Source organism: Streptosporangium sp. G12, assembly GCF_052983175.1.
Map to the genome: position 1 here is coordinate 16,239 of NZ_JBRIQO010000032.1, position 19,564 is coordinate 35,802.

At 70.1% G+C, this 19,564-nt stretch carries 20 protein-coding genes, 2 tRNA genes and 1 other RNA gene; 13 read left to right on the forward strand and 10 right to left on the reverse strand.

The window, feature by feature from the left end:
• Positions 1-143 precede the first annotated feature (143 nt).
• The 3 genes from ACVCAG_RS37930 to dnaN all read left to right on the forward strand — a co-directional run bounded on the left by ACVCAG_RS37930 (position 144) and on the right by dnaN (position 3,554).
• Positions 144-1,679: a histidine kinase gene (locus tag ACVCAG_RS37930; RefSeq protein WP_440087824.1), complete on the forward strand. Its 1,536-nt coding sequence runs from the start codon at positions 144-146 to the stop codon at positions 1,677-1,679.
• Positions 1,680-1,681: 2 nt separating this feature from the next.
• The gene (locus ACVCAG_RS37935; RefSeq protein WP_329093772.1) at positions 1,682-2,335 is read left to right on the forward strand and encodes a response regulator transcription factor; all 654 of its coding nucleotides are present in this window, start codon (positions 1,682-1,684) and stop codon (positions 2,333-2,335) included.
• A gap of 118 nt (positions 2,336-2,453) precedes the next feature.
• Complete coding sequence (gene dnaN / locus ACVCAG_RS37940; protein WP_440087825.1) at positions 2,454-3,554, forward strand: DNA polymerase III subunit beta; 1,101 nt, start codon at positions 2,454-2,456, stop codon at positions 3,552-3,554.
• A 124-nt stretch (positions 3,555-3,678) separates the two neighbouring features.
• Here the strand turns inward: dnaN and ACVCAG_RS37945 are convergent, their stop codons facing one another.
• From ACVCAG_RS37945 to upp, 6 genes are all read right to left on the reverse strand, one after another.
• Positions 3,679-4,380, reverse strand: a complete 702-nt coding sequence (locus tag ACVCAG_RS37945) for a FadR/GntR family transcriptional regulator (protein WP_344742921.1) — start codon at positions 4,378-4,380, stop codon at positions 3,679-3,681.
• Positions 4,381-4,488: 108 nt separating this feature from the next.
• Positions 4,489-5,847: a helix-turn-helix domain-containing protein gene (locus ACVCAG_RS37950; RefSeq protein ID WP_440087826.1), complete on the reverse strand. Its 1,359-nt coding sequence runs from the start codon at positions 5,845-5,847 to the stop codon at positions 4,489-4,491.
• Positions 5,848-6,003: 156 nt separating this feature from the next.
• Positions 6,004-6,534: a PH domain-containing protein gene (locus ACVCAG_RS37955; protein WP_329087979.1), complete on the reverse strand. Its 531-nt coding sequence runs from the start codon at positions 6,532-6,534 to the stop codon at positions 6,004-6,006.
• Positions 6,531-6,689, reverse strand: coding sequence for a hypothetical protein (locus ACVCAG_RS37960; protein ID WP_362688081.1), 159 nt, complete (start codon positions 6,687-6,689; stop codon positions 6,531-6,533). Before ACVCAG_RS37960 ends, ACVCAG_RS37955 begins: the two co-directional genes overlap by 4 nt.
• 171 nt (positions 6,690-6,860) lie before the next feature.
• Positions 6,861-7,091: a hypothetical protein gene (locus tag ACVCAG_RS37965; RefSeq protein WP_329087977.1), complete on the reverse strand. Its 231-nt coding sequence runs from the start codon at positions 7,089-7,091 to the stop codon at positions 6,861-6,863.
• Positions 7,092-7,285: 194 nt separating this feature from the next.
• Positions 7,286-7,924, reverse strand: coding sequence for a uracil phosphoribosyltransferase (gene upp, locus ACVCAG_RS37970; protein WP_440087827.1), 639 nt, complete (start codon positions 7,922-7,924; stop codon positions 7,286-7,288).
• Between the two features lie 173 nt (positions 7,925-8,097).
• On the opposite strand from upp, the gene ACVCAG_RS37975 reads away from it, so the two are divergent.
• The 4 genes from ACVCAG_RS37975 to ACVCAG_RS37990 all read left to right on the forward strand — a co-directional run bounded on the left by ACVCAG_RS37975 (position 8,098) and on the right by ACVCAG_RS37990 (position 9,780).
• Positions 8,098-8,613: a tRNA adenosine deaminase-associated protein gene (locus ACVCAG_RS37975; RefSeq protein WP_440087891.1), complete on the forward strand. Its 516-nt coding sequence runs from the start codon at positions 8,098-8,100 to the stop codon at positions 8,611-8,613.
• A gap of 16 nt (positions 8,614-8,629) precedes the next feature.
• A complete protein-coding gene (locus ACVCAG_RS37980; RefSeq protein WP_440087828.1) occupies positions 8,630-9,118 on the forward strand; it encodes a tRNA adenosine deaminase-associated protein in 489 nt (162 codons plus the stop codon).
• A 104-nt stretch (positions 9,119-9,222) separates the two neighbouring features.
• Complete coding sequence (tadA, locus tag ACVCAG_RS37985) at positions 9,223-9,666, forward strand: tRNA adenosine(34) deaminase TadA (RefSeq protein ID WP_440087829.1); 444 nt, start codon at positions 9,223-9,225, stop codon at positions 9,664-9,666.
• Between the two features lie 24 nt (positions 9,667-9,690).
• Positions 9,691-9,780, forward strand: a tRNA-Ser gene (locus tag ACVCAG_RS37990).
• A gap of 203 nt (positions 9,781-9,983) precedes the next feature.
• Here ACVCAG_RS37990 and ACVCAG_RS37995 read toward each other — a convergent pair.
• Together ACVCAG_RS37995 and ypfJ are read right to left on the reverse strand one after the other, a co-directional pair.
• Positions 9,984-10,286 (reverse strand): type II toxin-antitoxin system VapB family antitoxin, encoded by a 303-nt coding sequence (locus ACVCAG_RS37995; RefSeq protein ID WP_440087830.1) that lies wholly within the window; start codon positions 10,284-10,286, stop codon positions 9,984-9,986.
• A 71-nt stretch (positions 10,287-10,357) separates the two neighbouring features.
• Positions 10,358-11,224 (reverse strand): KPN_02809 family neutral zinc metallopeptidase, encoded by an 867-nt coding sequence (gene ypfJ / locus ACVCAG_RS38000; RefSeq protein ID WP_440087831.1) that lies wholly within the window; start codon positions 11,222-11,224, stop codon positions 10,358-10,360.
• 665 nt (positions 11,225-11,889) lie between these two features.
• On the opposite strand from ypfJ, the gene ACVCAG_RS38005 reads away from it, so the two are divergent.
• Positions 11,890-13,023, forward strand: a complete 1,134-nt coding sequence (locus ACVCAG_RS38005; protein WP_447191308.1) for an L-dopachrome tautomerase-related protein — start codon at positions 11,890-11,892, stop codon at positions 13,021-13,023.
• Positions 13,024-13,550: 527 nt separating this feature from the next.
• Here ACVCAG_RS38005 and ACVCAG_RS38010 read toward each other — a convergent pair.
• Positions 13,551-13,639, reverse strand: a tRNA-Ser gene (locus tag ACVCAG_RS38010).
• 108 nt (positions 13,640-13,747) lie between these two features.
• Between ACVCAG_RS38010 and ffs the strand changes: the two genes are divergently transcribed.
• Positions 13,748-13,843, forward strand: an RNA gene (gene ffs / locus ACVCAG_RS38015) — signal recognition particle sRNA small type.
• Between the two features lie 30 nt (positions 13,844-13,873).
• The gene (locus ACVCAG_RS38020; protein ID WP_440087833.1) at positions 13,874-16,147 is read left to right on the forward strand and encodes a DNA polymerase III subunit gamma and tau; all 2,274 of its coding nucleotides are present in this window, start codon (positions 13,874-13,876) and stop codon (positions 16,145-16,147) included.
• Between the two features lie 105 nt (positions 16,148-16,252).
• On the opposite strand, the gene ACVCAG_RS38025 is transcribed toward ACVCAG_RS38020, so the two are convergent.
• On the reverse strand, positions 16,253-17,734 hold the full coding sequence (locus tag ACVCAG_RS38025; RefSeq protein WP_440087834.1) for a GAF domain-containing protein: 1,482 nt from the start codon (positions 17,732-17,734) through the stop codon (positions 16,253-16,255).
• Positions 17,735-18,063: 329 nt separating this feature from the next.
• Here ACVCAG_RS38025 and ACVCAG_RS38030 point away from each other — a divergent pair, with 329 nt between their 5' ends.
• The 3 genes from ACVCAG_RS38030 to ACVCAG_RS38040 are packed head-to-tail and all read left to right on the forward strand — an operon-like array spanning position 18,064 to position 19,546.
• A complete protein-coding gene (locus tag ACVCAG_RS38030) occupies positions 18,064-18,417 on the forward strand; it encodes a YbaB/EbfC family nucleoid-associated protein (protein ID WP_329087916.1) in 354 nt (117 codons plus the stop codon).
• Between the two features lie 3 nt (positions 18,418-18,420).
• Complete coding sequence (recR, locus tag ACVCAG_RS38035) at positions 18,421-19,020, forward strand: recombination mediator RecR (protein WP_362688050.1); 600 nt, start codon at positions 18,421-18,423, stop codon at positions 19,018-19,020.
• Positions 19,013-19,546, forward strand: a complete 534-nt coding sequence (locus ACVCAG_RS38040; protein ID WP_440070628.1) for a DUF5063 domain-containing protein — start codon at positions 19,013-19,015, stop codon at positions 19,544-19,546. The genes recR and ACVCAG_RS38040 overlap by 8 nt, the downstream gene beginning before the upstream one ends.
• The last annotated feature ends 18 nt before the right edge of the window (positions 19,547-19,564 follow it).

The window sequence follows — 19,564 nt, forward strand, 5'->3', positions numbered from 1 at the left end:
TACGAGCCGCGCCGCGCCCGGAGAATCCGTCTACACCCCCGGCGGGGACGGGCCAGGCACCCGAGGGAGGTGTGGCTACCTCCACCCCCTCACGGCACTCGCCACCACTGGGCACGCCCGGCCGGATCACCGACACTTGACCCATGAAGACGTACGCGGTGACGGTCGGCAGGGCACTGGCCCTGGGAGCGATGGCGCTGCTGGACACGGTCCTGGTCGTCGTGACCCTGGCCGCTTTCGTGCTGGCGTTCGGCCTGGGGATGGTCTTCATGTTCCCTCCGGCGGCCCAGCTGATCAGGCACCGCACCGCGCTCGCCAGGAGGCTGAACGGCACGTGGCTCGGGACCGCCGTGCCGGTGCCCTACCTGCCTCCGCCGCTGCCGACACGGCCCCAGCCCGACGGCTGGTACCGCCACGAGCGCCAGCTCTACAAGACGCCGCGGTGGCCCGACTGGAACAACCGCTGGAAGTGGATCGTCGGCGACCCGGCCACCTGGCGGGACGGGCTCTGGCTCTACCTCAACCCGGTGGTCGTCTGCGCCCTCCCGCTGCTGCCCCTCACCCTGGCCGGATGCGCCGTCCTGGCGGCGTGGTCCGCGGCCCCCGCGGCGCTGCCCCTGGTTCTGGGATGCGCCTCGGCCGTCGCGCTGGCCGCGACGCCGCTCCTGCTGCGGGGGTACGCGTGGTGGAACCAGCAACTGCTGTCTCCCACGGACAGGTCCGTGCTCGCGGCGCGGATCCAGCGACTCGACCAGGCACGGCTGGCGACGGTCGACTCCCAGGCCTCCGAGCTGCGGCGGATCGAGCGCGACCTGCACGACGGGGCGCAGGCGAGGCTCGTCGCGATGGGCATGACGCTCGGCGCGGTCGAGGAGCTGATGGACAAGGACCCCGCCGCGGCCAAGGCACTGCTCGCCAAGGTCAGGGAGGCCTCCTCCACGGCGCTCGTCGAGCTGCGCGACCTCGTCAAGGGCATCCACCCGCCGGTCCTGGCCGAGCGCGGCCTCGGCGACGCCGTGCGCGCCCTGGCGCTGGACAGCCCGCTGAAGGTCACGGTCACCGTGGACCTGGACATCCGCCCCGACTCGCCCGTGGAGTCGGCCGCCTACTTCTCGATCAGCGAGCTCCTCACCAACGCGGCCCGCCACGGCGGCGCCGAGCGGGTGTGGATCGACATCAGCAGCAACGACCACGCGCTGCGCGTGGTCGTCACCGACGACGGCTCGGGGGGCGCCGACCCGTCCCTGGGCAGCGGTCTGCGCGGTATCGAGCGCAGGCTGGCGGCCTTCGACGGGGTGCTCGCGGTCAGCAGCCCGCGGGGCGGCCCGACCACGGCCACGTTCGACCTGCCCTACGCCCTTCTGAGCGAGAAGGGGCCGGACTGCAAGCCGTCCCTGCCCCGCGGCAAGGCCGCCATCGTCGGGGTCTGCTGGGGGATCGGCTGGCTCCCGCTCTTCCCGCAGGGACTGGTGACGATGATCATGAAGCTCATCGACACCGACAACCGCAGCTGGTTCCTCGCGCTCTACCTGCCCGAGGCCCTGCAGTGGCCGCTGATCGTCTTCAACATCCTCCTGGGCCTGTCCATGTACGCCGCGGGCATGCTCATCCCCGTCATGCACGCCCGCCAGCAGCGGCTGGCGGAGGTCCTGCCGGTCCGCCTATGGTTGGGCCGGTGAGCCTGAGAGTCGTCATCGCCGAAGACCTGTACCTCCTGCGGGACGGCCTGGTCCACCTGCTCCAGGCACACGACTTCGAGGTGGTGGCCGCCGTGGAGTCGGGACCCGAGCTGCTGGGGGCGCTGACCGGGTTGCGGCCCGACGTGGCGGTGGTCGACGTGCGCCTGCCGCCCACGTTCACCGACGAGGGGCTCCAGGCCGCGCTGGCGGCGCGCCGGGCCGTCCCCGGCCTGCCGGTGCTCGTGCTGTCCCAGCACGTCGAGCAGCTGTACGCGCGAGAGCTCCTGGCCGACGGCTCGGGGGCGATCGGCTACCTCCTCAAGGACCGGGTCTTCAACGCCGAGCAGTTCGTCGACGCGGTCCGGCGGGTCGCCGCGGGGGGCACCGCGATGGACCCCGAGGTGATCGCCAAGTTGCTGGCCAGCACCGCCCGGCACCAGCCGCTCGGCGCGCTGACCCCGCGCGAGCGCGAGGTGCTGGAGCTGATGGCCGAGGGCCGATCCAACGCGGCCATCTCCCAGCGCCTGTTCCTCAGCGAGAGCGCGGTCGGCAAGCACACGGCCAGCATCTTCGCCAAGCTCGACCTCGCCCCCTCCGACGACGACAACCGCCGCGTGCTCGCCGTCCTGACCTACCTCAACGCCGCCCGCGGCTGAGGCTCCCCGTTCCCTTTTCCCCGACCGGGTAGCGGTTCTGTCGGTCTCAGCGGATAACGTGCTGTTGAAGTACGGCTTCCGCGTGTGGGAGTGCCGTTCGGGACGAAGGGATGATCAGGTGAAGTTCCGGGTTAACCGTGATGTCCTGGCCGACGCGGTGGCCTGGGTGGCCCGGGTGCTGCCGAACCGGCCGGCCATTCCCGTGCTCTCCGGTCTGCTCCTGGAGGCCGACGACGGAGACCTCGTGCTGTCGGCCTTCGACTACGACGTCTCCGCCCGTGTCTCGATCGACGCGGTCGTGGCGGAGCCCGGCCGGGTGCTGATCCCGGGCCGGATCCTCGCGGAGATCACCCGCAGCCTGACCGGCGAGGTGGTGGAGGTCCTCACCAGCGGCTCCGAAGCGATTCTCACCTGCGGCAGCGCGGAGTTCGGCCTGCTGACCATGCCGGTCGAGGACTTCCCCTCCCTCCCCGAGATGCCGCCGAAGATCGGCGCGGTCGGCGGCGTGGTCTTCGCGAGCGCGGTCGGCCAGGTGGCTCCGGCCGCCAGCCGCGACGAGAGCCTTCCCATGCTGACCGGCGTCCGGATCGACATCTCCGGCGAAGACGTGACCATGGCCGCCACCGACCGCTACCGCATCGCGGCCAGGGAGTTCGGCTGGCGTCCCGAGGCGGCCGGTGCCACGGCCGCCGCGATGGTGCCCGCGCGGGTGCTCGTCGACGTGGCCAGGTCGCTGCGCGGCGGCGAGGTGTCGGTGGCGCTGGGCGACGGCGTGGCCGGTTTCGAGAGCGTCGGCCGGGCCACCACGGTCCGCCTGCTCGACGAGCAGTTCATCGACTACCGCTCGCGGCTGACCGGCGACTGGTCGATCCGGGCCGACCTGCCGGTGGCGCCGTTCATCGACGCGATCAAGCGGGTGGCGCTGGTCGCCGAGCGCCACACCGCGATCCGGCTCTCCTTCGTCCAGGGGCAGGTCCTCATCCAGGCGGGCGGCGGTGACATCGGCCGGGGCACCGAGGTCGTCGACGCCGAGCTGTCCGGCGCCGACATCCAGATCGCCTTCCAGTCCCAGTTCCTGCTCGACGGCCTGAGCGGGGTCGAGACCGAGCTCGTCCGGCTCAACATGGAGTCGCCGAGCCGCCCGGCCCTCATCACGGAGGTTCCCGGCGACGCCGCCCCCTCCTTCCGCTACCTCGTGATGTCCCTGCGCCTGACCTGATCGCCCGATGCCCGGGGCGCGAGGCCACGCCCGCCGCCGTGCCCAGGACGGCGCTTCTCACGATGTGGGCCCCCTCACCGGCGGTGAGGGGGCCCACATCATGAGAAGGCGAAGGAGGACAGGGTCAGAGAGAGAGCTCCTGCTCCTCCGTCAGGGCGATCAGGATGTGCTCCATGCACGCGTGACCCGCGCGCTCGGCGGCGGCGGCGTCACCGACGGCGATCGCGCGGGCGATCGCCTCGTGCGGGATGTACGTGCTGTTCAGGGTGCTGTTCAGTGAGGTGCCCGCGGCGGTGATGCTGGCGCGCAGCGCCGCCGAGAAGTCCTCGTAGAGATCGATCAGCACGAGGTTGTGGGTGGCGCGGACGACCGCCATGTGGAAGGCGAGGTCGGCCTCGACGAACGCGTCGGGCTCTCCCCTCTCCCAGGCCCGCTCCCGCTCGGCCAGCGCCGCCTCGATCCCGGTGATGTCGGCGTCGGTGCGCCGGGTGGCGGCCAGTCTGGCGGCCTCCACCTCCAGCGCGCGCCGCACCTCCAGGATCTCGAGCTGCTCGGCGGTGCGCAGCCGCCGCAGCATGGCCCCGGAGAGCTCGCTCGTGGCACGGACGTACGTCCCGTCGCCCTGGCGACATTCCAGCAACCCGGCGTGTGTGAGGGCACGCACCGCCTCGCGCACGGTGTTGCGCCCCACCCCGAGCTGCTCGGCGAGCACGGTCTCAGTAGGAATCTTCGCGTGCATCTGCCAGGAGTTAGAAGTGATCTGCTCCTTGAGTTGATCGATCACTTGGTCGACGAGGGATGCTCGCTGCGCCGTACGCAGACTCACCGTCCGCCTCCTCCGGAGAAACCAATCATCCTACGAATCAATGACTGGTAGACCCTAGTTATTCCGGAGGTGCAAAAACAAATCTGGAACTCCAGAAGTGGGACCGTCTTAACGGACCAGAGCCGAATCGACTGTCATGCCCACCATCGCATCGCGCACTCCGGCAGTCTCAAGAGCCCTACGATACGCACTGGTCTGCTCGTCGACCACACCGACCTGGCCATACAGGTCTCCCAGGTCACGCCAGGTCCGCGCGGCCTCCCGGTCGGGACCGGAAAGCTCGTGCCGGACGCCGCTCAGCATCTGCCTGGCGGCGTTCAGGGCCGTCGTGGCGGCGTCGTCCTGGCCGCGGGTGAGCGCGGCACGGGCGAGAACCAGCTGCACGCCGGCCCCGACGGCGCCCGCCTGGTCGCCCAGCGTGTCGAGGGCGGTACCGGCCAGGGCGATGGCGCCCAGCGCGTCTCCGGCCCCCAGCTGGACGTGGGCGCGTACGACGAGACTCCTGACGTACTCGTGGACGTGCTCGGGGAACACGGCGAAGACCTCGCTCGCGGCGGTCGCGAGCTCGCGGGCCTCGTCGAGCGGCTCGTCACCGCCGGCGGCGAGACGGGCCCAGTCCGTCGCGATGAGGGCGAGCTGCGAGGCCATCCGCGCCGGGCGGCCGGTCGCGATCGCGTCGTCGGCGAGGCGGACGGCCAGCGCCGAGTCCTCGCCGTCGGCGGCGGTGATGCTCGCCTGCCAGAGGGCGTGGATCTCCGCGGTGCGGTTGACCACGGCGGGAACGCCGTTGACCGACAGGATGTTGCGGACGTAGGACATGCTCGGCGAACCGGACCCGCGGGTGCCGCCGATCCCCACCAGGGCGGCGGCCAGCTCGATGGCGATCTCTCCCTGCGCCAGGGGCAGCCGGTTGACCTCCCCGAGCGCGTGGACGGCCAGGTCGCGGGCGCGAAGGATGTCTCCGGCGCGCTGGTAGCAGCGGCTCAGCGCCACCGCCAGCGGCAGGTCGGCCAGACGCTCGGGATGGGTGGCCGCCTCGCGGCGGAGGCGCTCGAACGCCTTCACCGCCGAGCCGACCTTGCCCTGGACCTCCAGGGCGCGGGCACGGCCGAACCGCGCGTGCGCGGCCAGCATGGCGTTCTCCTCGCCGGCGACCTTGACGATCTCGCCGAAGCGATCCGCCGCGACGGACGGATTCCCGTGAAGGAGCTCCAGCTCCGCGTGGCGCAGGCCGAGTTCGGTGTCGATGCGCTGGCGCGGCTCGATCCCGTGCAGCAGGAACTCGGTGGTGCATCCCAGGCGCTCGGCCAGCAGGCGGGCGACCACGGGGGTCGGGGTCCGCTTGCCGGACTCGATGAGGGAGACGTAGCTGTCGGAAAGGTCCGGCCCTGCGAGCTGGGCCTGGGACATGCGCCTGCTCAGGCGCAGTCCGCGGACGCGGTCACCGATGGTTCCCTGACTCGGCATCTGATCTCTCAGGGCGGGGGATGGTCAATGTTCTCGCCATGATTGCATGAAGCGGTCGAATCAGGTAACCCCGAGTGAAAAATCTTCACCGGAAAGTGTCAACAGCCCTCATGCCCTGCGGATCCGTGATTCCTGTGCCATTGCGGACACAGGACGCTAATCATCTGAATCGTTACCCCCGGGGAAGAGCATCTGGCAGACCTCCAGATAGAGGGTCTCCGGGTACGGAATGTAATTGACCCTCGACAGGGCCTGGTCCTGGCCGGCCGACTCCAGGACGAACTCGCCGTAGCCCAGCATGCGGCCGAGAATCGAGCGCTGGAAACTCATGTCGGTGACCTTGCCGAGCGGCATCATGTCGACCTTGCGGGTGATGAGCCCCGTGGTGAGCAGCATTCGCTTGGAGGTGACGACGAAGTAGTCGACGGACCACTCGGCGACCTTCCAGACGAAGCGGATCAGCAACAGCAGCCAGGCCCACCAGACGACGACGAGCGCGCCGCCGCCGCCCTGGTCGCCGAACCACTTGCTCAGCAGTCCGGCGAGGATCAGGCCGCCGAAGACCTCGGCGACCGCGCGAAGCAGCACGGCCGGGTGGCGCCGCACCATGATGACCTGGTGTTCGTGGGGGAGCAGGTAGCGGTTGACCGACGAGGGAGCGGAGTCCCCGTGGGTCACGAGCCTCATGACAGATGTGAGACGAATTGGGCCAGAGAATCGGCCGCCGTGTAAACCGTGTCCATGGCACCCTTCACAGCGTTGGCCGCGTCACCTGGTCGTGTGAACAGGAAAAACGCCACGAATCCGACAGCGCCGTACGTCAGCACCTTTTTGACCTGCACCTTGGCCTCCTACTACCGCTCACCCACTGCACCCGCCATATACATTACCCAGGGCCATGCCGAGGTAAAGCGCATCGGCCGATTCGGTCTCGTGCGCGTCGCGAGAATCCTGTCCGAGGTCCTCGCGGGGCACTTTCCGCCGGCGCGCCCGCCCTCAGTCCGCCGCCTGCGTCACCCGCGCTCGCTCGCGACCAGCGCGAGGACCTCGAGGTGCTTGCGGGCGATCCGCTCGACCAGTGCCGGATGGGCGTGGCCGACGACCTCCAGCGCTCCGTAGTGGGCCGCCTCTATGCAACGGGTCACCGTGGTCGCCGGATGGATCTCCGAGAACTCGTCCCTGAGCGCGGCGCTGAAGTCCGCGTACGGGTCCGGCTCGGTGTCCGGGATGATTCGCTCGCTCATGGTTCTCCCTGGTGTGCGCCCGCGGCCTCGGCGGACCGGGGACACAGAAGAGATGTCTTCGCCACGCTTAGTACCCGGGGAACCGCATTATGTAACGGTCGGTGGGTAGAAGAACCATCCTTTAAGGGAAAAGGATGGTGCTGGAATCTCGGAGGCGGGAACCTCGGCGTCTGGACGGGGATGCCGGGAGCGCTTCAGACGACGCCGTAGAGGCGGTCTCCCGCGTCGCCCAGCCCGGGGACGATGTAGCCGTTCTCGTTCAGCCGCTCGTCCAGGGCCGCGGTCACCAGGCGGATCGGCCTGCCGGTGCCGGCGAAGGCCTCGTCGAGGTGGGCGATCCCCTCGGGCGCGGCCAGCAGGCACAGCGCGGTCACGTCGTCGGCGCCCCGGTCGAAGAGGAACTGGATCGCGGCCGCGAGGGTGCCGCCGGTGGCCAGCATCGGGTCGACCACGTAGACCTGGCGGCCCGAGAGGTCCTCGGGCAGGCGGGTGGCGTAGGTCTCCGCCTCCAGCGTGGACTCGTTGCGGATCATCCCGAGGAAACCCACCTCGGCCGTCGGCAGCAGCCGGGTCATGCCCTCCAGCATCCCCAGCCCCGCGCGCAGGATCGGGACCACCAGCGGATACGGGTGCGCCAGCCGCACGCCCCTGGCGGGAGCCACCGGGGTCTCCACCGACCACTCAGTGACACGGACCTGCCTGGTCGCCTCGTAGGCCAGCAGGGTCACCAGCTCGTCGGCGAGACGCCGGAAAGTGGGGGAGTCGGTGTTCACGTCCCGCAGCGCGGTCAGCTTGTGGGCCACCAGGGGATGGTCGACGACCAGGGTTTCCATGGTGGTCAAAGGTATCCTGGGCCGGTGGGCGGCGATGAGCCGGGGGGAAGACGGGCCACACCTGTTCGACATCGCCCGCTCACTCGGATTTGATCACAATTTGGTCGGAGAGGCCCACGTCGGTGCTTCGCTTCTGAAAGCATTGACCTCCGTAGAGAAAGCATTCGGTGGGGATGGCCATGTCAGACGAAGACTCGCTGGACTTTGCCATCGTGATCTACCGCGAGGACGACCGCTGGGAGGCGGAGATGCTCCCGGTGTCGCTCACCTCCGACCTCGAGGGTCTCATCCACGCCCTGCGCCAGCAGCCGAGCATGAACGGCACGATTGGCCTGGTCGCCGTTGGGGATGAGTTCTTCGTGGCGCTACGGGTGTTCGGGGAGAGGGTCGAGGTGTTCCTCTCCGACATCGCCGCGTCCTGGGATTTTCCGCTCGCGCAGCAGGCGCTGGAATACCTGGACGTGCCGGTTCCCGACGAGGACGAACTCGACGCGATCCTCCAGGACGAGGAGACGGCGCTCCCCGCGGGCGACCTGTCCATCTTCGCCGACCTGGGCCTCGACGAGATGGAGCTCGGCATCCTGTCAGGGGATATCGACCTCCTCCCCGAGGACGTCCTCTCAAGCATCGCCGCGCGGCTGGGGTTCTCCGAGCCGTTCGAACGCGCCATCGACTCTGTGTTCGGCTGACCTCGGGAGATCGGCCATGCCCTCCAGACCATCCAGCAGTGTGTTCTCCGCCGCCTTCGTCCGTACGACGGACGGTTGGAACGGTGCGGAGGTCGACCTCAGCGAGGCGGAGATCGCCGACGATCTCGGCGACGCCGTCCAGGAGCATCTGGGACTCACCGGTGACGAGCTGGCCCTGTTGTGCGTGGAGGTGGAGGACGAGTGGTTCGCGATCGTTCGCTATCAGGGCGACCTGGAACCGCGCACGTTCCTGTCCGACGCCCACGCGGGTCTCTCCGACGACCTGGGTGAGCTCTTCACCGAGCTCGCCGGGGTGGCGGTCGACAAGGACACCCCGGACCTGGGCGTGCGGCCGGCGGGCGACTTCGAGCTGCTGAACGACCTCGGGGTGAGCTCCGAGGAGCTCATCGAGCTCAGCATGGAGGAGGGCGCCCTCCCCGCGGACACGCTCTCGGTGATCGCCGAGCGGCTGGCCTTCGCCGACGAGCTCGACCGGCTGCGCTGACGGACGCGCCGTGACCAGCTCGATGTCGGCGGATGCACGCTGAACGGCCCGGCGCCGGTGGGCGTACGGTGACCGGCTCGGTGCCCGTGGGTTACGTCCGGGAGATGAGGCTTGCCCTGGCGCAGGCCGTCGAGGCCGGAGCCCGTGGAGAGGTGCCCGTCGGCGCGGTCGTCCTCGGTCCCGACGGCTCCGTGCTGGCGCACGCGGGAAACGACAGGGAGGTCTCGGCCGACCCCACCGCGCACGCCGAGATGCTCGCCCTGCGGCAGGCCGCGAGAGCGCGCGGCCAGTGGCGGTTGAGCGGCTGCACGCTGGTGGTCACCCTGGAGCCCTGCACCATGTGCGCGGGGGCCGCCGTGCTCGCCCGGGTCGATCGCGTCGTCTACGGTGCGGCGGACCCCAAGGGCGGCGCCGCGGGGTCACTCTGGGACGTGCTGAGGGACCGCCGCCTCAACCATCGTCCCGAGGTCCTCGGAGGAGTCCTGGCCGGCGAATGCGCGGCGGTTCTCACCGAGTTCTTCACCGCTCGCCGGATGCGCGAGCAATAGCGGTTATCCGGTAAGCTGCTCCGCGGTGGAGTCGCCTAGTGGCCGAGGGCGCACGCCTCGAAAGCGTGTGATGGGGCAACCTATCCGTGGGTTCAAATCCCACCTCCACCGCCACCGAAAGAGCCCCTGACCGCGTACGCGGTCAGGGGCTCTTCGCGTATCACCACCATGCTCGGGCGGCACCGATCCCGGCCCTGGTCCCGGCCCTGATCCCGATCTTGATTTCGGGCGAGTATGTGCGGGACGGGTTGTCGCCGGCCGCCTCGTGGAAGAGCCGGTTCTCTGCGGGCGGGTCCAGGATCCGCCCGCGGGAGGGTTCAGCTTTCCGCGGGCAGTTCCAGGATCCGCGCGTGCAGGACCGAGCGCTGGTGAAGGGCCGAGCGCAGCGCCCGGTGCAGGCCGTCCTCCAGATAGAGGTCGCCGCGCCACTGGACCACGTGCGGGAACAGGTCGCCGTAGAAGGTGGAGTCCTTGGCGAGCAGGGAGTGCAGGTCGAGCACCGCTTTCGTGGTGATCAGGGTGTCGAGCCGGACCTGTCGCGGCGGTATCTGCGCCCACTCGCGATGCGAGAGGCCGTGTTCGGGATAGGGCCGTTCGTCGCCGACCAACTTAAAGATCACGGTATGTAGTTTAGGAGAGAAACCCGCCTCCTGCCCGGCGGGTTTCTCTCGTCGCAGCTCACCGGCCGTTTTCAGATGCTCCCGGCGAAAGTGTCGCACTTGGCGGGGTCGCCGCTCTGGTAACCGGTGGTGAACCACTTGACACGCTGCGCCGACGTCCCGTGGGTGAAGCCCTCGGGATTGACCCGGCCCTGGGTCCGCTCCTGGATGCTGTCGTCGCCCACGGCCGAGGCCGCGCTGAGCGCCTCCTCGATGTCCGTCTTCGTGAACGGCTTCTCGAACAGGCCGGTCTCGTACGCGTTCTTGGCCCAGGCGCCCGAGTAGCAGTCGGCCTGCAGCTCCAGCCGGACCGAGCCGCTCTCCGGGCCCTGCTCCGGACCCTCCTGGGCCTTGGCGTTGGTACCGAGAAGGTTCTGGACGTGGTGACCGTACTCGTGGCCGATCACGTAAGCCTGGGCGAAGGGACCGCCCTTGGCGCCGAACTTGCTCTCCAGCTCCTTGAAGAAGCTGAGATCCAGGTAGACCTGGCGGTCGGCCGGGCAGTAGAACGGCCCGACGGACGCGTCGGCGGCACCGCACGCGGTGTCGACCTGGCCGGAGAACATGACGGTCTTGGCCGGCTCGTACCCCTGGACCGCCTTCGGCCAGTAGTCCTGGATGCTGTTGACGACGCCGACCACCCGGCACTCCTCGTTCTGGTCGGCGTCCTGCCCTGTCTTGCACTGGGCGGTGAGATCGGAACTCGGACCCACCGGGGCCGGTTGAGAGGAGCCTCCGGTGATGTCCCCGGGGTTGATCCCGAATACCAGGGCCACGATGAGCGCGATGATTCCCGCCGCGCCGCCGCCGACCGCGAGCCCACCACCGGGGATCCTCCCCCCACCGCCGCGACTCTCGACCTGCGAGCTGTCCAGCTGGGCGTCATCCTTGAAGTCCATCGCCGACGTCCCTTCGATCCGCTTGGGACCCTCCGACTGCCCCAGGGAGGGCCGGCCATGCCGACGGGGCCGGACACCCCTCGGGGAAGGCGCCGTGGCTCGGGTGATCAGGCGACCGGGGCGAGGCGCCCGCGGGTCCCGTCTCGTCCGCCGGGCCGCGATCGGGCGACCGGGCGGAGCGGGCTTCTCCCTTCGCTGTCTTGGACGTTCCCCGCTCGATGACCTCGGCCACTCCGACGCCGAGCGGGTCCGCACCAGACCGCGCGACCTCGACGGCTCTCAGCCGGGACCGGAGGTGAGGCCACCTCTCCGGGCCTGGGCCGGAGACTCTCTCGACCAGGACCGGAGGCGGGGCCGCCACGCCAGGGGAGGGCAACGCCGGAGGGGCCGGAGGACAGGAGGTTCGAACCTGCGGCCGCCGGGTTGGGAGTGGATCGCCATTTCCTCGCCTGGTGAGTGCAATGACCCGCTGCGAACCTGTGTGATCTCTGATGGGGAGGGGAGGCCCCCGTGTATCTCTGGATCTTGCTTTACGTCAGGGGCAAGACCGTCATCCACATCTCACCCGAGGGGCATGGGTCACCTTCCGCGCCGCGGTGTCGCTCCCAGGACTCCGTGACGCTCCGTGGGGAGAACAACTAATCCTGAGTAAGGGGAACGGTGTCATGACGGCAGAAGACATGACGGCAAACGACCATGAAAACATCAGGGAGCAGACCGACCGGCCGCTCGGCATGCTGGAACTGGTACACGCCTTCAAGGAAGGCCCCATGCCGACCGGCGTCACCGTGTCCCACACTGGCCGGATCTTCATCAACTACCCGCTGTGGGGCGACGACGTCGCCGCCACCGTGGCCGAGCTGCGTGACGGCAAGGCCGTGCCGTTCCCGGACCGGGCATGGAACGCCAGGTCCGGCGACCTGTTCGAGCGGCTGGTGTCGGTGCAGAGCGTGGTGGTCGATCCAGCCGACCGTCTGTGGATCCTGGACACCGGCAGTCCGCTGTTCGAGCCGACCGAACCGGGCGGCCCCAAGCTGGTCTGCGTGGACCTGCGGAGCGACACCGTGGTTCGGGTCATCGCCTTCGAACCCGACGTGGCGCTGAGCACCTCCTATCTCAACGACGTCCGCTTCGACCTGCGCAAGGCGACCGAGGGCGTCGCCTACATCACCGACTCCTCCGGCAACGGTCCCAACGCCATCGTCGTGGTGGACCTGGCGACCGGACAGGCATGGCGGCGACTGGACGATCATCCCAGCACCAAGGCGGAAAGGCCGCCCGGCTACCTGCCGATCGTTGAGGGCCGCGTCTTCGTAGAACGCCCGAAGGACGGCCCGCCCAAGCCGGTCCTGATGGGCGCCGACGGCATCGCCATCTCGGCCGACGGCAAACGGCTGTTCTACTGCCCGCTCATGTCACGACACCTGTACAGCGTGTCGGCTGACGCCCTGGCCGACCGAGCGATCAGCGAGGAGGAGGTGGCGGTCACAGTCACGGACGAAGGAGACAAGGGCGGCTCGGCCGATGGCCTGGAAACCGACGACGCCGGACGCGTCTACATCACGAACTGGGAGCACAACGCCATCATGCGCCGCCTCCCGGACGGAACCTTCGAGACTCTCGTGCACGACCCGAGGCTGCTGTGGCCCGACACCATGTCGGTCACCCAGAGTCATCTTTACGTCACCTCCAACCAGCTCCACCGGCAGGCGGCTTACCAGAACGGGCAAGACCTGCGCCGCTACCCCTACGCGCTGTTTCGCACACCGATCGACGCCGGCCCCGTTCGGCTGCTCTGAACGATGACCATGCGTACCGCCTCCTGGACCGACAGGTGCAGCCGATCCCTCCGGACCGGGGTCGAACGGGGCTCGATTGCTCGGCATCTCCCTGTCGCGGCTGGGGCGTTCGGTCGAGGCGGCTCACTCGCAAGAGGAAGCCGAACCGCATGAGAGATGGCTGATATGGGCGCGGCCGAAAGGTACCAAGCCCTCAACTGAGGCCGCTGCGGGGAAAAGAGACGTCATAGGTGGCTGCCCTAGCCCTTGAGCAGCATGTTCGTGCAGGAGAGCCACGAGCCGTCGATCGTCATATCTTGCTCCTGCCATGGCTGGGGATTACATGTCCCGAACATGCCGAGGCCCGAGGAGCGCGACCAGTCCTGGTTCGGGATCCCGCACCTGGATCAGTGGATCACCGCCCAGGCCAACCCGACGAGGACGCGCCGGACGGGGGAGAGAACCCCTCCGAACAGGCCAGCTGAGACCCTGACGCACGAAAGCCCGCTCCGAGGCGGAGCGGGCTTTCGTGTTACGACCGGTGAAGCTGGCGGAGGATAGGAGATTCGAACTCCTGAGGGGTTGCCCCCAACACGCTTTCCAAGCGTGCGCCCTAGGCCAACTAGGCGAATCCTCCGTGGAGAAGCTTACCTAACTTTCGGAGCGGCACGGACCATCAATTTCCGACACCGACCACTCGGATCTTTTCCGATACCGACCACTCGGATCTGAGGCTAGACTGGGGGCCGACCCCTCGCGCGGCGTCATCCTGTGAACCTCCCCAGGGCCGGAAGGCAGCAAGGATAAGCGGGCTCTGGCGGGTGTGCGAGGGGTCTCTTCGTTTGAGACCCCTCGCAGGTGGGATCGCCGCATGAGTCTTGCGCTGTACCGCAAGTACCGGCCCGGGACCTTCGCCGAGGTCAAGGGTCAGGAGCACGTCACCGATCCGCTGCGCCAGGCGCTGCGCAGCGGGCGCATCAACCACGCCTACCTGTTCAGCGGGCCCAGGGGATGCGGCAAGACGTCCAGCGCGCGCATCCTGGCCCGCTCCCTGAACTGCGAGAAGGGCCCGACCCCCGACCCGTGCGGGGAGTGCGAGTCCTGCGTGGCACTGGCGCCCACCGGCCCGGGCCACCTCGACGTCATCGAGATCGACGCCGCCTCGCACGGTGGCGTGGACGACGCCCGCGACCTGCGCGAGCGGGCCTTCTTCGCGCCGGTGTCGTCGCGCTTCAAGATCTACATCATCGACGAGGCGCACATGGTGACCCGCGAGGGTTTCAACGCGCTGCTCAAGCTCGTCGAGGAGCCTCCCCCGCACCTGAAGTTCGTCTTCGCGACCACCGAGCCGGAGAAGGTCATCGGGACGATCAAGTCCCGGACCCACCACTACCCGTTCCGGCTGATCCCCCCGGCCGCGCTGCGCGCGCTCATGGAGGAGATCCTCACCTCGGAGAAGGTCCCGTTCGAGCCCGCCGCGCTGCCGCTGGTGGTCAGGGCGGGCGCGGGTTCGGCCCGCGACTCGCTGTCGATCCTCGACCAGCTGTTCGCCGGTTCCGACGAGGCGGGCATCACGTACGCCCGCGCGGTCTCCCTTCTCGGCTACACCGACGGGGACCTGCTCGACGACGTGGTCGCGGCCTTCGCCGGTCGTGACGGGGCGAAGGTGTTCCAGGTCGTGAACCGGGTGATCGAGGGCGGCCACGACCCCCGGCGGTTCGCGATGGACCTGCTGGAGCGCTTCCGCGACCTGGTGATCCTGGCCAACGTGCCGGAGGCGGCCACCAGCGGGCTGCTCGACAGGCCCGCCGACGAGCTGGAACGGCTCCAGGTCCAGGCGGCCTCGATGGGCCCGGCCGAGCTGACCCGCGCGGCGGAGATCCTCAACGCCGGTCTGACCGAGATGCGCGGGGCGGCCTCGCCCCGGCTGTTGCTCGAACTGATGTGCGCCAGGATCCTCCTTCCCGGCGCCGCCCAGGGTGAGGCGGCGCTGCTCACCCGCCTGGAGCGGCTGGAGAAGGGGGGAGTCGTCGCGGCTCCCGCGTCCCTCCCGCACCAGGCTCCCGCCCCCGCGCCCGTGGTCCACGCGGCCCCTCCGCCGCAGGCGGAGGCACCCGCCGTCGAGCCCGTCGCGCCCGCCGAGCGGTCCGGCGGCCAGGGCGACGACTGGCCCGTGGCGGTCAGGCCCGGCGCACCGGCTCAGGAACAGCAGGCACGGGGAGAGCGGGCACCGGCCCCGGTCCAGCAGGCTCCCGGCACGTCCACGCCGGTCGACACGGCGCCGGCGTCCGGTTCGGGTGCCGGGGCCGTGCAGCAGGCGTGGCCCCAGGTGCTCGCGGCGCTCAAGCGGCGCAGCATCGTCGTGTGGGCCAACGTCAACACCAACGCCCAGGTCGTCGGGGTCGAAGGCAAGATCGTCACTCTCGGGTTCGCCCAGGTCGGCGCGATGAAGAACTTCACCGGTGGAGGCAAGGACGCGGTCGTCGCGGCGGTGCTGCAGGAGGTCCTGGGCGGCACCTGGAAGGTCGAGGCCGTCGTCGGCGGCGGGCCCGCTCCCTCGGGCGGGAGCCGCCCCCCGGCTCCGAGGCAGCCCCCGGCGCCGCAGCACCCCGCGTCCCAGCACCCCGCGTCCCAGAACCAGGCGTCCCAGAACCAGGCGTCCCAGAACCAGGCGTCCCAGAACCAGGCGTCCCAGAACCAGGCCCCGCAGGCGCAGGCCCCGCAGTCTCCGTCCCAGGCGCCCGCCCGCCAGGCACCCGCTCCCGGGCCGTCGCCCGCGCCCGCGGACTCGCGGGAGGCCGCGCCCAAGCAGGCGCCGCCCGCGACGGACGAATCCTGGCCGGACGCCCCCCTGCCCGAGGACCCCGGCTCGCCTCCCCCGCCGAGCTCCATGCCGAGCCCCGGTCTGGCCGCGGCCCGCTCGGCGGCCAGGGCGGCGGCCCAGGCCGGGCCCAAGGCCGCGGTCAAGACCGGCGCCAAGGCGGCGGCCTGGCCTGACGCGATCCCCGCCCGCGGCACCACCCCCGACACCGACGAGGTCGACCCGCTCAACGACGCGGACGCCGACGTCGACGCGCTCACCGGCATGGCCCTCCTCCAGCGGGAGCTGGGCGGCCAGGTCATCGGCGAGATCGACCACACCTGACGGCCGGCACCACCTGGAAGACCTCACCTGACAGGTCTCGCCTGACAAGGCGTCACCCGACGAGGCCGCGCCCGGCGAGGTTCCAGGCCCGCCGGTACGGTCGGCTCAGGGCAGGTCGACGCCGCTGAGGCGGATCCGGGCGGCCACCGCGCGGTGGTCGTGGCGGGGCAGCGCCGTGACGAGGCGTTCGAGGATCTGGATGTCGTTCCTGCCGTGCTCGGTCTCCGCGTAGGCCCACAGGTCCTCGGGACCTCCCCGCAACAGCAGCCGGGCCCGCACCTGTCCCTCCAGCTCCTCGCGTTCGAGGCGCAGGGCGGGCGCCTCGGAGCGGGGCAGCAGGGGACCGCGGTAGGCGCGGGCGACCGGGGCGGCCTCGTCGCCCGCGAGCAGCCGCTTGAGCTCCAGGAAGTCGGCCTCCACCACGCAGGCCAGGCGGTACGGCTTGGCGGCGATCGTACGGCCGAGCTGGGTGCGGAGGCGGTGGATCTCGGCGCGGATGGTCACCGGGTTCCCCGCGTCGCCGTACAGGTGGAAGGAGAGCTGGGCGGCGGTCATCCCGCGGGGGTTGAGGGCGAGCATCGCGAGGATCTCGGCGTGGCGCAGGGAGAGCGCCAGGCGGGCCCCGTCGAGGTGCGCCGAGGGGTGCTCGGCGCCGAGGAAGGACAGGGCGAGCACCGGGCCCCTGGCCGGGCCCGCGAGGCGGAGCAGGAAGCCGTCGTCGCCGAGGACCTCCAGGAAGGCGCTCCGCCCGTCGGGCAGGATCACCCGGTCGCCCGCCTCCGGCAGCCGGATGCGCGGAGCCCACTGGCGCGCGTCGTCGCCGGCGATGATCCGCCCGGTCGTGGTGACCAGGGCGCCCGGCTCGCCGCGCAGCGCGCTCAGGTGCCGCTCGTGACGGCGTCTGAGCCGCTCGTCGCGTTCGAGCATGCGCAGCGTGAGGTGGCTCTCCGCCAGCCGTGCCGCGGCCTCGACGAGGGCGACGCTCGCCGGGTGCATGGAGCGCGTCCTGCCGCTGATGTCGACACAGCCCAGCAGGTCGCCGCTGTCGGGGTCGACGATCGGCGCGGCGGAGCACGACCAGAGGTGGAGCGCCCTGACCAGGTGTTCGGCGGAGAAGACGTGCAGGGGCCGCCGGGTGGCGAGCGCGGTGCCCGGCCCGTTGGTCCCGAACGCGTCCTCGCTCCAGTCGAAGCCGTCGGCCAGCCCCACCTCGTCGGCGCTCTCCATCGTCCGGTGGTTGCCGTCGCGCCAGAGCACCCTGCCGCGGGCGTCGGTGACGAGCAGGATCTGGTCGTCCGCGTCGACGGCCTCCAGGAGGGTCCCGGTGATGATCGGCAGAAGCCTGCTCATCGGGTGCGCCGAGCGGACCTCGCGGATGTCCTCGCCCTCGAAGGCGAGGGGGGCCGACCTGGCGTCGGGGTCGACCCCGGCGTCCAGGGACCGCCGCCACGACGCGGAGATCACGCTCCTGGGGCCCTCGCCCGCCGGCCGCTCACCCCTGATCAGCGCCTCGTGCAGGCGTCGCAGTCGTGACGAGTAGGGGTCGAGATCGGCCGCCTGGACAGCTCCCCGGTGGCTGTCGCGCACATATCCCCCCGGAATAGAGCCGATGGCCGAAGCATCAACGGTCGAGACCCCCGCCCGCAACCCGTTCGGCCAAAGAGGGTGTGCGAAGGGTGAGTGAACGATCGCAACGTGTGTGCAACCTTCGGAGGGCTACCTTCCGATCACACGCTGCCGTGTGCGGCCGCTCCGGTGCGTGTCACGTCGGGTCTCGGACGTCTGGAGGGGGGCCCGGGGCCCGACGGGGGTTTAATCCCCATACTGGGGGAACGCGTGCTCGCTGCAGTACAACACCCGGCCCGAACCCCGTAGGCTCGTGACGACCGATGTCACGGACGAGGAGCACAACGACGGTGAACCCAGGGGATGTCAACCTGCAGCAGCTGCTGGAGCAGGCACAGCTCATGCAGCAGCAGCTTGTGAGCGCCCAGCAGGAGCTGAACGACGCGGAAGTCGAGGGCTCCGCGGGCGGCGGACTTGTCGTGGCCACGGTCAACGGCGGGGGCGAGCTGCTCGAACTCAAGATCAGTCCCGAGGCCGTGGACCCCGGCGACCCCCAGGAGACGGCCGACACCATCGCCGACCTGGTCATCGCCGCCATTCGCGACGCCGTGCGCGCCGCCGCCGACCTGCAGCAGGAGAAGCTCGGTCCCCTCGCGCAGGGGCTGGGCGGCGGGGGCGGGCTCGGCCAGCTTCCCGGGTTCTAGGTCATGTACGAAGGGGTCGTCCAGAACCTGATCGACGAGCTGGGGATGCTTCCCGGAGTCGGTCCCAAGAGCGCGCAGCGCATCGCGTTCCACCTGCTGGCCGCGGAGCCGGCCGATGTGAAGCGGCTCGCGCACGCTCTGCTGGAGGTCAAGGAGAAGGTCCGCTTCTGCCGGGTCTGCGGCAACGTCGCCGCGGAGGAGGAGTGCCGGATCTGCCGCGACACCAGGCGCGATCTCCACGTGATCTGCGTCGTCGAGGAGTCGAAGGACGTCGTGGCCATCGAGAAGACCCGCGAGTTCCGGGGCCGATACCACGTGCTCGGCGGGGCGATCAGCCCGATCGACGGCGTCGGCCCCGACGACCTGAACATCCGAGAGCTCATGACCCGCCTGGCGGACGGCCAGGTCACCGAGCTGATCCTCGCCACCGACCCCAACCTCGAGGGGGAGGCGACGGCGACCTATCTCGCCCGTCTGGTCAAGCCGATGGGACTGAAAGTGACACGACTGGCCAGCGGTCTGCCGGTAGGCGGTGACCTCGAGTACGCGGACGAGGTCACCTTGGGCCGCGCGTTCGAAGGAAGAAGGCTCCTTGATGTCTGACGATGCGTGGAGCGCTCTCGCGGAACGGATCGCGGAGCACGCCAAGAACTACATCGACGGCCTGACCCGCCTGGCGGGCGGTGAGGGCGGCGACGCCATCCTGCCGCTGCTGCTGGTGGAGGTCGCGCAGGTCAGCTCGGCCGGCGCGCAGCTCGGCGCGAGCCAGGACGTGATCCTGTCGGGCAACTGGGAGCCGCACCTGGGCGAGGACCCGGACGTCGACGTCGTCCGTACGGCCCTCGCCGAGCGGCTGGGGCCGGTCGACGACTACGCCGAGGTCTTCGACCCCTACAAGGACACCGCGGTCACCCCGTACCGCCTGTCGGACGACTTGACGGCGGTGGCCGCCGACCTTCTGCACGGCCTGCGGCACCACAGGGCGGGGCGCCCCCTGGAGGCGCTCTGGTGGTGGCAGTACTCCTACTTCAACACCTGGGGCAACCACGCCGGCGCGGCGATGCGGGCACTTCAGGCGCTCGTCGCCCACACGCGACTCGATGTCGCCGAGGAGCGCACAACGGTGTGATCGTCCACATACTGGTTT